Raw genomic sequence first — 13,696 nt, 5'->3', positions numbered from 1 at the left:
GATGGAATTCATTGCACTTGATTACACCACGCTCCGCGTGATCTGGTGGCTGCTGCTCGGCATCCTGCTGGTCGGCTGGGCCGTCATGGATGGTTTCGACCTCGGCGTCGGCACGCTGCTGCCGTTCGTGGCAAAGACCGATGAAGAACGCCGGCTGGTGATCAACACCGTCGGCCCGGTCTGGGAAGGCAACCAGGTCTGGTTGGTGCTGGGTGGCGGCGCGATCTTCGCCGCATGGCCGCCGCTGTACGCGGTCAGCTTCTCCGGCTTCTACCTGGCGGTGTTTGCGATGCTGTTCGGGTTGATCCTGCGCCCGGTCGGCTTCAAGTACCGCAGCAAGCTGCCGTCCAAGCGCTGGCGCGACAACTGGGACCGCGTGCTGTTCGTCGGTGGCCTGCTGCCGGGCCTGATTGCCGGCGTCGCGGTGGGCAACGTACTGCTGGGTGTGCCGTTCCACTTCGATGACACCCTGCGCGTGACCTACACCGGTTCGTTCTTCGGCCTGCTCACACCGTTCGCGCTCATCGCCGGCCTGATCAGCGTGGCCATGCTGGTGTCGCACGGTGCGGCCATGCTGGTGCTGAAGACCGACGGCCCGGTGGCCGAACGTGCAGCGCGCTATGGCAGCATCGCCGCCATCATCAGCTTCGTGCTGTTCGCCGCTGCCGGCGCCTGGGTGGCCTTCGGCCTGCCGGGCTACCAGATCACTTCGCAGGTGGTGACCGACGGGCCGACCAATCCGCTGCTGAAGACCGCCGAACTGGGGTCCGCCGCAGGTGGCTGGCTGCGCAACTACAGCAGCATGCCGGCAACGCTGGTGTTCCCGGTGCTGGGCCTGCTGGGTGCGCTTGCCAGCGCGGTGCTGCTGCGCGCGCGTCGTGGCGGCCTGGCCTTCATCGCCTCGGGCGCGTCCATTGCCGGCATCATCCTCACCGTCGGCTTTGCGATCTTCCCGTTCCTGCTGCCGTCCTCCAGCCAGCCCACCTCCAGCCTGACCGTCTGGGACAGTTCGTCCAGCCACCTCACGCTGTGGGTCATGCTGCTGGCCACGGCCATCTTCCTGCCGATCATCCTCGCCTACACCACCTGGGTGTACCGCGTGCTGAAGGGCAAGACGACGGTCGAGGACATGGACGACAACCCCAACGCGTACTGATTGCCCGTGTGCCGGCCCAGGGTCGGCACACCCCTCGCACACAGGAGATTGACCATGTGGTATTTCGCTTGGATTCTCGGCGCCGGCCTGGCTTCGGTCGTGGCCATCCTCAACGGGATGTGGTTCGAAGCGCGCGAAAGCGCCCGCGCCGACAAGGAAGTGCGTTGAAACTGTAAAAAAGGGTTGCCGATACGGCCTTCACACCGTATTCTTGGCGGCTCCTTCGGGGTGTAGCTCAGTCTGGTAGAGCGCTACGTTCGGGACGTAGAGGTCGCAGGTTCGAATCCTGTCTCCCCGACCACTTCGGTGGTCGCATTGAAGCCTGGTGAAGTCTTCCAGGCTTTTTTGTTCCCGCAGGAGTCGCTGCCACGGCAGCGAAGCAGAACGGTCTTCCCCCTTGCCGCCACCGGGGGAAATGGCTAGAATAGGCGGCTCCCTTCGGGGTGTAGCTCAGTCTGGTAGAGCGCTACGTTCGGGACGTAGAGGTCGCAGGTTCGAATCCTGTCTCCCCGACCACTCCGGTGGTCACCAAGAAGCCTGGAAGACATCAGTGTCCTCCGGGTTTTTTTGTACCTGGAATCCGGGACACCCGGCTACGCCGCCATCAGCAGATGCCGCCGGGGACCTGACCCGGCCCGGCCACGTACAATGGCCGCCACTCCCCCACCTGCCACACCGGCCGCGCCCGGTGCGGGCGCGGCACGTCATTCTGCATGGCGTGCGCCACCTGCAAGGAACACCGCATGACCTCGCCCACCTCCCCTTCGCCATCACTGCTGCACGGGCGCGTGCTGGCGTTCGCCGCGATCCTGCTGGCGGCGGTCAACCTGCGTACCGCCGTCACCTCCATCACCCCGTTGCTGGACGTGCTGGGCCAGCAGTTCGGCTTCGGCACCACCATGACCGGCGTACTGGGCATGCTGCCGACCGCGTCGTTCGCACTGTTCGGCGTCGCCACCCCGGCGCTGGCACGACGCCTGGGCCTTGAGCGCACCACCCTGCTGGCGATGCTGATGGCTGCCGCCGGCCTGCTGCTGCGCTCCAGCGCCGGCAATGTCGGCACGCTGCTGCTGGGCTCGGTGATCGCACTGGCGGGCATGGGCATCGGCAACGTGGTGGTGCCGCCGTTGGTGAAGCGCTACTTCGCCAACAAGGTCGGCACCATGAGCACGCTGTACATCAGCGTGCTGCAGCTGGGCACGATGATGCCGGCGCTGTTGGCGGTGCCGGTGGCCAACGCCGCAGGCTGGCGGGTGTCGCTGGGCATGTGGGCGCTGCTGGCGCTGGCTGCGACCCTGCCATGGATGCTGCTGGCACGCAGTGCGCCCAGGCCGGTGCTGGACAGCAGCGATCCCACCGCGCAGCCGCACGGCAAGGTCTGGCGTACCTCGTTGGGCTGGAGCATGACGCTGATGTTCGGCATGACCTCGCTGATGACCTATTCGATGTTCACCTGGCTGCCGCGCATCGTGGTCGAAGCCGGCGCCACGCCCGCCTTCGGCGGGGTGATGGTCGCGGTGTTTTCGGCACTGGGCCTGCTGCCATCGCTGGTGATCCCATCGCTGGCGGTGCGCCTGCAGAATCCCTTCCCGCTGGTGCTGATCGGCTTCTCCGCCTTCGTCATCGCCTTCGCCGGCCTGCTGTTCGCCCCGATGAAGGCGCCGTTGCTGTGGGCCTGCCTGCTGGGCGTCGGGCCGTCCACGTTCCCGCTGGCGCTGACCCTGATCAATCTGCGCACGCGCACCCCCACCGGTTCGGCGGCCCTGTCCGGCTTCATGCAGGGCGTGGGCTACAGCTTCAGCTGCCTGGGCCCGTTCCTGGTCGGCTGGCTGCATACCGTCAGCGAGGGCTGGACCCTGCCCTTCGCCTTCCTGTTCGGCTGCGCACTGCTGATGCTGTGCGCCTCGTGGGTGGCCTGCAAGCCGCGCAAGCTGGAAGACCTGTGGTGACCGGACCGGCGGGCTGACGCCCGCCGCCGTGAAGCTGGACCCACACACCCCACTACCGCGATCTACACACCGCCGCCGCAGCAGGTGACGTAGCGTGTCCGAAGCTGACCCGTTATGCGTCCAGAACTGGCCTTGCCAGCAGGATCGCCCCACAGGGCGGCCCCTGGCTGTCCCGTGCCGTTCCAGTGGACGGCAGAAAAGTGTATGCGCGACAACGCGTTGCGACAGGGCTGGCCGGTCATCCAAGGACTCTCCGTCAACAAGGTACGGATAGGAAGTAGGCGCTTTGGCAGAGCGTCAGCTATAGTTGGCATGTGATGTGCGTCACACTTTTGAGCACATCGTTCAGCAATGGATGCTTAGGGGGTCTCATGGTTGTTCATCGTCCGCTGGCGCTGTGCGTCGGCCTGGCCTGCGCCACTCTGGCGTGCTGGGCCCACGCGGCCTCGCCGCCCACCGTCATCACGCGCGCCGACCGGCTCGCCGAGATCGGGCACTACCGTGACCAGGCACGCTGGGTCGATGCACTGGCAGCGATCGAGCGGGCGCAGCTGCGCGAGCCCAACGACGACCTGCTGTACAAGCTGCAGGTCCTGACCCTGGGCGACATCGGCAACGCCCATCGCGCTTGGCGGCTTTACCAGGCCCGGCCCAACCTGTTCGACCAGGACCAGAAAGCGCGGCTGGAGGCCAACTACGTGGCCAAGCTGGTCAACTGGAGCCTGGCCTACGGGGAAAGCGAAGACACCCGGCTGGACGAGGCCGAGGCTTCGCTGGCGGAAATGGAGCAGTACGTCGAGCGCGATGGCACAACGCAGGCGCAGGCGCCGCTGCGTATCCGCATGGACCGGCTGATCCTGCTCAACCGCCTGGCCCGCCACGCGCAGGTGCGCGACGAGGCGCGGGCGCTGCAGCGCGAAGGCCATGCCCTGCCCGATTACGTGCTGCCAGCCGTAGGCGACTCGCTGATGGCCACCCAGAACCCGGAGGAGGCCATTCCCTTGCTGGAGGCCGCCGCAAAGAACGATCCCTCACGCTTCGAGACACGCTCGGAGCTGGCCTATGCCTATCTGGAAACCGAGCAGGCGGAGAAGGCGGTGGGCTACCTGCAGGCCTGGCAGAAGGACGAACCGGCCTGGCGCTGGGGCGGCGGCAAGACCCCCTTCCAGAACTGGGCGCGTTACGAGGCCGACCTGAACCTGGGGATGGTGCGGGCCTACAGCGGCGACCTGCCCACGGCCCAGCGCGAACTGGAAGCCCTGGTCGAGGTCGGCCCGGGCAATGGCAGCCTGCAGACTTCACTGGGCAGCGTCTACCAGATGCGCGGCTGGCCACGGCGGGCGCTTGAGCGCCACCAGATGGCCTATACCCTGGACCCGCGTGACATCGCGCCGCGCCTGGGCATGTACGAATCCTACGTGCAGCTGCAACGCGACGACCTGGCGCGGCCGCTGCATGACGACCTGCTGGCACGCTATCCAAGCCAGCCGGCGCTGCAACGCATGGACCGCGACTGGCGCGCCCATCGCGGCTGGCAGCTGCTGGCCAAGGTCGAGGGTGGCCGCAGTTCCGGCGGTGGCGGCACCTCGCCGCTGGGCAACGACGACCTGCACTACGGCGTGGAAGTGGCCTCGCCGGTTCTCAACGACCGCTGGCGCCTGTTTGCCTTCGCCGACCGCCGTTCGGTCAGCTTCCAGGACCAGGACATCGATCCGCTGTGGATCGGTGCCGGCGTGCGCTACCGCTTCGACCGCCTTGATGCCGAGGCAGCGGTGATGCGCCCCAACGACAGCATCGGCGACACCGGCCTGCGCGGCGGCTTCGGCTGGCAGTTCAATGATCGCTGGCACGCCGGCGTGACCGCTGCCCGCAATGATCCGGAAGCCTCGATGCAGGCACGCGTGGCCGGCATCACCGCCGACAGCGTTGCGGTTGCAGTGGACTACACGCGCAACGAGCGCACCCACTGGAGCTTCGGTGGCAGCCAGTTCCGTTACGACGATGGCAACCGCCGCGATACGCTGAACAGTGCGATCGAACAACGGCTGTTGACCCGCCCGCGCCTGTTGATCGATGGCCTGGGCAGCGTCTACACCAGCCGTGGCAGCCGCGACGATGCGCCCTACTTCAACCCCTCGCGGGATCGCTCGGTGGAAGTGGGCCTGCGCATCGACCAACAGCTGTGGCGCCATTACGAGCGCCACTTCCGCCATCGCCTGACAGTGTCGGTGGGCAACTACTGGCAGGAAGGTTTTGGCAGTTCAATCATTCCGACCGTGGCCTATCGCCACGAATGGCAGTTCGATCAAGGGCGGATCCTCGAGTACGGCGTGAGTTGGTCGCGGCCGGTCTACGACGGCCAACGTGAACGACATATCGGCTTCGATGCCGCGCTGCGCTGGGGAGAATGAGATGGAACGGATGCTTCGCAACCTGACGACCGTACTGCTGCTGGCGCTGCTGGCCCTCGCCCTGCCTGCCGCAGCCCAGCGCGCCAGCTCGGCCGCGGAACTGGACGCGGCCGACAACGGCCTGCTGGTCCTCAGCTACCACGACGTGCGCGATGATGTGCTGGAAAAATCCGACGGCGACGCCTACGCGGTCAGCACGCAGAACTTCGCCGCACACCTGGACTGGCTGTCCGCGCATGGCTATCACCCGGTCTCGCTGTCACAGCTGATCAAGGCCTCGCGCGGCGAAGCAACGCTGCCGCCGCGACCGGTGCTGCTGACCTTCGACGACGGCCTGCGCAGCGTGTACAGCCGCGTCTATCCGCTGCTGCGCGCGTACAACTATCCGGCGCTGGTGGCGGTGATCACCGACTACGTGGACATGGCACCGGGCCGCACCATCGACTACGGCTACCGTCCCTTCGGCCATGACGACTTCCTGACCTGGGACCAGCTGCGCGAGATGCAGGCCAGCGGCCTGATCGAACTGGCCAGCCATACCGACAACCTGCACCACGGCGTGCAGTCCAACCCGCAGGGCAACCAGACCCCGGCGGTGATCACCCGCATCTACGACCCCAAGGCGCAGCGCTATGAAAGCGCGCAGGAGTACGAGAAGCGCCTGCGCGACGATCTCGGCCGCAGCGTACAGCGCATCGAGAAGGAGCTGGGTGTACGCCCGAAAGCGATCGTCTGGCCGTATGCCGCCTACAACCAGTTGAGCAACGACATCGCCGAGCAGCTGGGCATGCCGGTGTCCTTCGACCTGGAAGGTCGCAGCACGCCGGTGACGGCCGACCTGCATGGCCTGGCACGCCTGCTGGTGACCAGCAATCCGAACATCACCTCGCTGGCCTTCGAGCTGCGCCGCAACGTCAATCTGGACGGCACCCGTGCACTGCAGATCGATATGGACTCGGTCTACGACAGCGACCCTGCACAGCAGGCGCGCAACCTGGATGCGCTGATCGAGCGGGTGAAGCGGATCGGCCCGACCCATGTCTACCTGCAGGCCTTCGCCGATCCGGACGGCAACAACACCGCCGATGCCCTGTACTTCCCGAACCGCCACCTGCCGATGCGCGCGGACCTGTTCAACCGCGTCGCCTGGCAGCTGAAAACCCGTGCCGGGGTGAAGGTGTATGCGTGGTTGCCGGTGCTGGGCTATGAACTGCCCGACGCTGCGCAACGTGCGGCGCTGGGCATCCAGAGCCCGGAACGCGATGGCATGTACCGCCTGGATTTCACCAAGCCGCAGGCACGACAGATCATCAAGGACATCTACGAAGACCTGGCGATCAATTCGTATTTCGAAGGCCTGCTGTTCCACGATGACGGCTACGTGCGCGATACCGAACTTGCCCAGCTGCCGCAGGAAGGCAGCGACGGCGGCCGCACCCAGGCGCTGATTGATTTCACCCTGGAACTGCGTGACAGCGCACAACGCTGGCGCCCCAAGCTGGGCACCGTGCGCAACCTGTACGCGCAGCCGGTGCTGGAGCCGCAGAGCGCGGCGTGGTTCGCCCAGCGCCTGGACCTGTTTAACAAGGCTTACGACCGTACCGCGCTGATGGCGATGCCGTGGATGGAAGGCAGCCGCCGCCCGCAGCGTTGGCTGGACAAGCTGGTGGTGGCCGTGCGTGCGCACGACCCCGAGCTGAAGCACACGATGTTCGAGCTGCAGACCGTGGACTGGCGCACGCAGCGGCCGATCAGCGGCGAACAGCTGCGCGCGCAGATCCGCCGCCTGCAGGCACAGGGCGTGCGCCATTTCGCGTGGTACCCGGACGATTTCATCGCCGACAAGCCGTCGACCCAGGATGCACGCGCGGCGATGTCCGCGCGCAACTTCCCGTATCCGGAGAAGTGACGTGGACATGAATCCGTGGCTCAACGCCATGTTCCAGTTCGCCTTCTTCTACCCCATGGTGATGGCGTTCTTCTGGATGTCCGGGGGCCTGTACTACTTCTTCCGCCGTGAGCGGAAGTCGCGGCCGCGCAACGATCCACCACCGATGGCGGAGTATCCGTTCGCCAGCCTGCTGATCCCGTGCCACAACGAATCGGCGAACCTGGACGACACCCTCGGCGCGGCATTGGCCCAGCGCTATCCGGACTTTGAGGTGATCGCCATCAACGATGGCAGCACCGACGACACCGGCACCCGCCTGGACGCGCTTGCAGAGCTTCATCCGCGCCTGCGCGTGGTCCACCTGGACCGCAACCTGGGCAAGGCCAACGCGTTGCGCATGGGCGCGCTGGCCGCGAGATCGGAGTACCTGGTGTGCATCGATGGTGATGCCATGCTGGAAGAGTTCGCCATGCACTGGATGGTCTGGCACCTGACCAGCGGCCCACGCGTGGGTGCGGTGACCGGCAACCCGCGCATCCGCAACCGCTCCACCCTGCTCGGCCGCCTGCAGGTGGCGGAGTTCTCCTCGATCATCGGCATGATCAAGCGCGCCCAACGCGTGTACGGCCGCATCTTCACCGTGTCCGGCGTCATTGCCGCGTTCCGTCGCACCGCCCTGCATCGCATCGGCTACTGGGCCGATGACATGGTCACCGAGGACATCGACATCAGCTGGCGGCTGCAGCTGGATCATTGGGACATCCGTTACGAGCCCAATGCGCTGTGCTTCATCCTGATGCCGGAAACGCTGAAGGGCCTGTGGCGGCAGCGACTGCGCTGGGCACAGGGCGGCGTGGAAGTCCTGTTGCGCCACGGCTCCTCGTTGTTCAGCTGGCGCAAGCGGCGGATGTGGGGCGTGCTGCTGGAATACATCCTCAGCGTGCTGTGGGCCTACACCATGCTGGTGATCATCCTGCTGTGGGCAGTGGGCAAGTTCATCCCGATGCCGCCGTCGCTGTACATCGACACGTTGCTGCCGCAATGGCATGGCGTGATCCTGGCCCTGGTCTGCCTGCTGCAGTTCGCCAGCAGCCTGATCATCGACAGGCGTTACGAAACGCATATCGGCCGCAACTATTTCTGGGTCATCTGGTACCCGATGGCGTACTGGTTGATCAGCCTGTTCACCACGCTGGTGGCGCTGCCGAAGACCCTTCTCCGGCGGCGTGGCAAGCGAGCCACCTGGGTCAGCCCAGACAGAGGTATCCGATGAACGCACATCGCCAGAGGACTGCCAGGACGCCGTCCAACCGCTTCGACTCGCGCCTGATCCAGAAGCCGCTCAAGCAGCCCCGCCTGCAGCGCACCGCCTGGGGCTTTGTGACCCTGGCATTCTGGGGGTTCTACTTCTACCTGTGGGCACCGCTGGTCACGCTGGTGTCCTGGTTGCTCGGTGGGCAGCTGGCGTGGCTGCAGCTGTACGAGCGCAAGCAGCATCTGGACCCGTTCGTGATCATCGCCCTGCCGGTGATCCTGGCGTGCTGTGCGCTGCTGCTGATCGCCTGGGCCGAGTACAACCGCTACCGCTTCTCCGGCAAGGAACGGCGCGGCCCGCACGAGGACGCAAGTCGTGCGGAGATCGCCCATTCGCTGGGTGCCAGCGATCAGCTTGCCGAACAGATGTTCGGTGCCAAGGCCATCACCCTGCACATGGATGAGCATGCACGGCCGCTGGGCATGACCGCGCAGCTGTTGAGGTAACGGGGGTTCGGCCGGGCGGCGCCCGGCACCCGCAGAGGCAGCGGCCAAGGCAACAGCAACAGCTGGCATTCCGTGGGAGGCGGGGCGGTGTCGGATTGCGGGGACGCCGCAAGTACGTCCTTGTAGGCTTGGCAGCCGCATCCATGCGGCTGACACCCCGCAATCCGACACCGCCCCACCTTCGACAGATTCCCGGTGACGGTGGGTCCATCTCAATCGAAATCGAAATCGAATATTTCGACAATTGAACGAAAAGCATCCACGCATGGCGTGGATCTACGTGTCGACCAAGGTCGACACCCACCAAGAGCAAATCATGCCATCCCGACAGATTGCGGAGATCTGTCAAGGCGGGGTGGGTCCGGTTGCGGGGGTGTCCGCGGCATGGATGCCGCGGCCAAGCCCCCATGGACGGGTTCACGGCGTCCCCCGCAACCGGACCCACCCCGCCATCCCGCAGGAACCCCGCTGTTGCTTCGGCTGTTGCCGTGGCCTCTGCGGGTGCCGGGCACAGCCCGGCTGTGACCCTACCTTCGGACCTGGCCTTCGCCGCGCACCACGAACCGTTCGACTGTCAGCGCTTCCAGCCCCATCGGGCCATAGGCGTGCAGGCGCGTGGTGGAGATGCCGATCTCGCTGCCGAGGCCAAGCTGGCCACCATCGGAAAAACGCGAAGACGCGTTGACCATCACCACCGCCGAGCGCAATGCGCTGACGAAACGCTCGGCACTGGCTACGTCTTCAGTGGCGATCACTTCGGTGTGGTCGGAGGTATAGGTACGGATGTGCGCGATCGCTGCATCAAGATCGTCGACCACGCGGACCGCCAGTACCAGATCAAGGAATTCGGCGGCATAGTCGTCTTCGCTGGCCGCGGTGCTCCCCGGCAGCAATGGCTGCGCGCGCTCGTCTGCGCGCAGCTGCACGCCACGTTCGGCCAGCGCCTGTGCAGCACGCGGCAGGAACGCTGCGGCAATGCCCCGGTGCACCAGCAGGGTTTCCAGTGAATTGCACGCGGACGGGCGACTGCACTTGCCGTCCACCAGCAGATCGACTGACTTGTCGAGATCGGCACTGGCATCGACGAACAGGTGGCAGACGCCCTTGTAGTGCTTGATCACCGGCACCCGTGCGTGCTCGGCGACGAAGCGGATCAGGCCTTCGCCACCGCGCGGGATGGCCAGGTCGATCAGTTCGTGCAGCTGCAGCAGTTCCAGCATTGCTTCGCGACGCAGGTCGGTCAGCACCGTCACAGCGGCAGGGGGCACGCCGTTGGCCTTCAATGCCCCCGCCAACGCCTGGGCGATGGCGGTATTGGAATGGATCGCCTCCGAGCCGCCACGCAGGATCACGCCGTTGCCCGCCTTCAGGCACAGCGCGGCGGCTTCGGCGGTCACGTTCGGGCGAGCTTCGTAGATCATCGCGATCACTCCCAGCGGCACGCGCACCTTCTGTACGCGGATGCCGTTCGGACGCACGTCGTCGCGGGTCACCTGCCCGACCGGGTCCGGCAGGCCGGCCACCTCGCGCACGGCGTCGGCCATCGCCAGCAGGCGCGCCGGGTCAAGTGCCAGGCGGTCGAGCATCGCGCTGCCCACACCTTTTTCGCGGGCGGCGGCCAGGTCGCGTGCATTGCCTGCAAGAATCTGTCCGGCATTGACCTCCAGCGCCTGCGCCATCGCCTGCAGCAGTGCCCTGCGCGCATCGCTGTCCAGGCCGGCAACCACCTGGGCCGCGTCGCGGCAGGCACGGGCCTGCGATTCGATCTCACTCATCGGCATATCCTGCAGTAGGTTCATGGCAGCACCAGATCGTCGCGATGGACGACGGTACCGCCGTAGTTGTAGCCGAGCACGGTCTGGATGTCGCGGGTGTGGCGGCCGGCAATGCGGCGCACGTCATCGGCGGCGTACTGGCTCACTCCACGGGCCACGCACACCCGGCCGGCGTCGGTGTTCCAGCATACCTGCACCATGTCACCGCGCCGGAACGCGCCGTCGGCACCGGTGATGCCACCGGGCAACAGCGATGCCCCCTTCTCGCGCATCGCCTGGGCGGCGCCGGCATCGACCAGGATCGCGCCTTCGGCGAGCGGAGCGTGGCGCAGCCAGTGCTTGCGGGCCGCCTCACGGCTGCGTGCTGCATGGATACGGGTGCCGAACAGGCGATCCTGCGCCAGCGCGCGCACCACCTCGCCGCTGCGGCCATTGAACAGATAGGTTTCAATGCCGACACGGCCGGCCTTGGCTGCGGCCTCCAGCTTGGTGCGCATGCCGCCGGTACCGGCGACCGAACCGGCGCCGCCAGCCATCGCCAGCACGGCATCGTTCAACTCGGCCACTTCATGCAGTGGCCGGGCATCGGCATGCGTGCGCGGATCTGCACTGTAGAGACCGTCGATGTCGGTGGCGATGAACAGTGCATCAGCATCGACCAGCGCTGCCACCGTCGCGGCCAGGTTGTCGTTGTCACCGAGCTTGAGCTCATCCACCGAAACGGTGTCGTTCTCGTTGACCACCGGCAGCGCGCCCAGCCGCAGCAGCTCGTTGAGGGTTGCCCGCGCATTGAGATAGCGGCGGCGGTTGCGCAGATCGTCATGGGTCAGCAGCACCTGCGCCACCGGGCGCTCGAAGAAGCGCTGCCACAGACCGATCAGCTGCGCCTGGCCCAGTGCCGCCAACGCCTGCCGCGCCGCCATCGCCGCACCGGGTTCATCGGCCCGGGGCAGGATCGCGCGGCCGGCAGCGACCGCGCCGGAGGAGACGATGACGACCTCGCGCCCGGCCAGCACGTTGGCCGAAACGAACTGGGCCAGGCCCAGCGCGTGGCGCGGCGACAGGCCACCACCGTCGGCGGCCAGCAGGCTGCTGCCGACCTTGAGCACGGCGCGCCGCCACGACGGCAGCGCTTGTTCGGGGAACGGCGATGCAACGTGGGCGGCGTGGACAGTCATCAGGGGCGCCTCAGCGGGTATTCCATTCATGGACGCTCAGCGCCGATGCCTGCATCGTCACCAGCGGATCGGTGGCGACGATGGCCTGCGCCTGCGCGAGGCTGTCGAGGTTGCACAGCACATAGGCGCCACCACTGCCGTCGGCAAAGCCGCCGGTCAGCTGCAGCCGGCCCTCGGCCTGCAACGCATCGAGGAAGTCGCGGTGCGGCTGCACCACGGCGTCGGTGAAGCCCGGCAGGCGCATCGCCAGCACCAGGTAGACGGTGCCGGCCATCAGGACAGCGCCTGCCAGCGCGCGCGCAGTTCATCCAGGCGCAGGTCCGACGCCGAACCCGGTGATACGCGCGCCGCCAGGCTGCCTTCCGGCGTGCGCCCCTGCCCTGCACTGTCGGCACCGGCAGCAGCAGCCTTGTAGGCCTCGCGGAACGGTACGCCCGCTACCGCAGCTTCCACCGCGACATCGGTGGCATACATGCCCGAATCGATCGCTGCACGCAGCTTGTCATCGCGCCATTCCAGGTTGGCCAGCAGCGCCGGCAGCAGTTCAAGCGCGGCCAGGCCGCGCCCGAAGCCGTGGAAGATGGCGCCCTTGGACGACTGCAGGTCGCGGTGGTAGCCCGACGGCAGCGACAGCAGCTGCTCGATTTCGGTGCGTGCAGCGGCGACGCTGGCATGGGTCGCGCGCATCAGCTCGATCACGTCCGGATTGCGCTTGTTGGGCATGATCGAACTGCCGGTGGTGTACTGCGCCGGCAACGCGACGAAACCGAATTCGGCGCTGGTGAACAGCGACAGGTCCCAGGCAATGCGGCGCAGGTCCAGGGTGGCACCGCCCAGCGCTTCCAGCGCGGCCAGTTCGAACTTTCCACGCGACAGCTGCGCGTAGATCGGCGAAATCTGCATGCGCGCAAAGCCGAGCGCGGCGGTGGTGTGCTCGCGATCCAGCGGCAGGTTCACGCCGTAACCGGCGGCGGTGCCAAGCGGATTGGCATCGACCAGTGCATTGGTATCGCGGGCACGCACGGCGTTGTCGATGAAGGCTTCGGCCCAACCGGCCCACCACATGCCGGCCGAGGACACCACGGCACGCTGGATGTGGGTGTAACCGGGAATCGGCAGATGCTGCTCGGCCTGCGCACGGTCAAGTGCCACCTTTGCCACTTCGGCGCTGACCTGCGCCACGCGCTGCAGCTTTTCCTTCAACCACAACCGGGTGGCGACCAGGATCTGGTCGTTGCGGCTGCGGCCGGTGTGGATCTTGCGGCCGGCATCACCCAGGCGTTCGGTCAACCGTGCCTCGATCGCCGAATGGCCATCCTCATACTGCGTATCCAGCACGAAGCGGCCTTCGCGGAAGTCCTGCGCCAGCACCTCAAGTTCACGCAGCAACCCGGCCAGTTCGTCGGCGCTGAGGATGCCGATGTGCTGCAGGCCCTGCGCATGCGCGGCGCTGGCAGCAATGTCATGCAGGAAGAACTCGCGATCGAGGATCACGTCGTCGCCGGCGAGGAAGGTCTGGATCTGGGCATCGACAGCGACGCCTGGCTTCTGCCAAAGAAGGTCTGCCATGGGGAG

At 66.5% G+C, this 13,696-nt stretch carries 11 protein-coding genes and 2 tRNA genes; 9 read left to right on the top strand and 4 right to left on the bottom strand.

From position 1 onward, the window contains the following. Position 1 precedes the first annotated feature (1 nt). From cydB to pgaD, 9 genes are all read left to right on the top strand, one after another. Positions 2 to 1,156 (top strand): cytochrome d ubiquinol oxidase subunit II, encoded by a 1,155-nt coding sequence (gene cydB, locus BW38_RS00585; RefSeq protein ID WP_025876453.1) that lies wholly within the window; start codon positions 2 to 4, stop codon positions 1,154 to 1,156. Positions 1,157 to 1,210: 54 nt separating this feature from the next. Then, positions 1,211 to 1,324, top strand: a complete 114-nt coding sequence (cydX, locus tag BW38_RS00590; RefSeq protein WP_025876452.1) for a cytochrome bd-I oxidase subunit CydX — start codon at positions 1,211 to 1,213, stop codon at positions 1,322 to 1,324. Positions 1,325 to 1,380: 56 nt separating this feature from the next. After that, positions 1,381 to 1,457, top strand: a tRNA-Pro gene (locus BW38_RS00595). A 138-nt stretch (positions 1,458 to 1,595) separates the two neighbouring features. After that, positions 1,596 to 1,672: transfer RNA gene (locus BW38_RS00600), tRNA-Pro, on the top strand. A 227-nt stretch (positions 1,673 to 1,899) separates the two neighbouring features. Beyond that, complete coding sequence (locus BW38_RS00605) at positions 1,900 to 3,105, top strand: MFS transporter (protein WP_032978749.1); 1,206 nt, start codon at positions 1,900 to 1,902, stop codon at positions 3,103 to 3,105. A gap of 371 nt (positions 3,106 to 3,476) precedes the next feature. After that, a complete protein-coding gene (pgaA, locus tag BW38_RS00610) occupies positions 3,477 to 5,516 on the top strand; it encodes a poly-beta-1,6 N-acetyl-D-glucosamine export porin PgaA (protein WP_032978746.1) in 2,040 nt (679 codons plus the stop codon). Position 5,517: 1 nt separating this feature from the next. Further along, positions 5,518 to 7,425 (top strand): poly-beta-1,6-N-acetyl-D-glucosamine N-deacetylase PgaB, encoded by a 1,908-nt coding sequence (pgaB, locus tag BW38_RS00615; RefSeq protein ID WP_025876446.1) that lies wholly within the window; start codon positions 5,518 to 5,520, stop codon positions 7,423 to 7,425. A gap of 1 nt (position 7,426) precedes the next feature. Continuing rightward, positions 7,427 to 8,680, top strand: coding sequence for a poly-beta-1,6-N-acetyl-D-glucosamine synthase (pgaC, locus tag BW38_RS00620; protein ID WP_032978743.1), 1,254 nt, complete (start codon positions 7,427 to 7,429; stop codon positions 8,678 to 8,680). Then, positions 8,677 to 9,168, top strand: coding sequence for a poly-beta-1,6-N-acetyl-D-glucosamine biosynthesis protein PgaD (pgaD, locus tag BW38_RS00625; protein WP_032978740.1), 492 nt, complete (start codon positions 8,677 to 8,679; stop codon positions 9,166 to 9,168). The genes pgaC and pgaD overlap by 4 nt, the downstream gene beginning before the upstream one ends. A gap of 527 nt (positions 9,169 to 9,695) precedes the next feature. Here pgaD and BW38_RS00630 read toward each other — a convergent pair. Genes BW38_RS00630 through argH form a run of 4 tightly spaced genes read right to left on the bottom strand, consistent with a single transcriptional unit; the run spans position 9,696 to position 13,690 of the window. Continuing rightward, positions 9,696 to 10,967: a glutamate-5-semialdehyde dehydrogenase gene (locus BW38_RS00630; protein WP_032978737.1), complete on the bottom strand. Its 1,272-nt coding sequence runs from the start codon at positions 10,965 to 10,967 to the stop codon at positions 9,696 to 9,698. Continuing rightward, positions 10,964 to 12,121, bottom strand: a complete 1,158-nt coding sequence (gene proB / locus BW38_RS00635) for a glutamate 5-kinase (protein ID WP_032978734.1) — start codon at positions 12,119 to 12,121, stop codon at positions 10,964 to 10,966. The genes BW38_RS00630 and proB overlap by 4 nt, the downstream gene beginning before the upstream one ends. A 10-nt stretch (positions 12,122 to 12,131) precedes the next feature. Next, a complete protein-coding gene (locus BW38_RS00640; RefSeq protein ID WP_025876435.1) occupies positions 12,132 to 12,395 on the bottom strand; it encodes a YciI family protein in 264 nt (87 codons plus the stop codon). After that, positions 12,395 to 13,690 carry an argininosuccinate lyase gene (gene argH, locus BW38_RS00645; protein ID WP_032978731.1) on the bottom strand — a complete coding sequence of 432 codons (1,296 nt, stop codon included), beginning with the start codon at positions 13,688 to 13,690 and terminating at the stop codon, positions 12,395 to 12,397. The genes BW38_RS00640 and argH overlap by 1 nt, the downstream gene beginning before the upstream one ends. Positions 13,691 to 13,696 lie beyond the last annotated feature (6 nt).

It is taken from the genome of Stenotrophomonas sp. RIT309, assembly GCF_000632045.1.
GTDB classification, from domain to species: domain Bacteria; phylum Pseudomonadota; class Gammaproteobacteria; order Xanthomonadales; family Xanthomonadaceae; genus Stenotrophomonas; species Stenotrophomonas indicatrix.
The sequence above is the reverse complement of the archived record's forward strand: the minus strand, read 5'-3'. Positions and strand labels throughout refer to the sequence as shown.

Coding starts and splice junctions, on each gene's coding strand:
- BW38_RS00640 (WP_025876435.1), bottom strand. CDS start 12,395: ATGGCCGGCACCGTCTACCTGGTGCTGGCGATGCGCCTGCCGGGCTTC.
- cydB (WP_025876453.1), top strand. CDS start 2: ATGGAATTCATTGCACTTGATTACACCACGCTCCGCGTGATCTGGTGG.
- BW38_RS00630 (WP_032978737.1), bottom strand. CDS start 10,967: ATGAACCTACTGCAGGATATGCCGATGAGTGAGATCGAATCGCAGGCC.
- argH (WP_032978731.1), bottom strand. CDS start 13,690: ATGGCAGACCTTCTTTGGCAGAAGCCAGGCGTCGCTGTCGATGCCCAG.
- BW38_RS00605 (WP_032978749.1), top strand. CDS start 1,900: ATGACCTCGCCCACCTCCCCTTCGCCATCACTGCTGCACGGGCGCGTG.
- pgaA (WP_032978746.1), top strand. CDS start 3,477: ATGGTTGTTCATCGTCCGCTGGCGCTGTGCGTCGGCCTGGCCTGCGCC.
- pgaB (WP_025876446.1), top strand. CDS start 5,518: ATGGAACGGATGCTTCGCAACCTGACGACCGTACTGCTGCTGGCGCTG.
- cydX (WP_025876452.1), top strand. CDS start 1,211: ATGTGGTATTTCGCTTGGATTCTCGGCGCCGGCCTGGCTTCGGTCGTG.
- pgaD (WP_032978740.1), top strand. CDS start 8,677: ATGAACGCACATCGCCAGAGGACTGCCAGGACGCCGTCCAACCGCTTC.
- proB (WP_032978734.1), bottom strand. CDS start 12,121: ATGACTGTCCACGCCGCCCACGTTGCATCGCCGTTCCCCGAACAAGCG.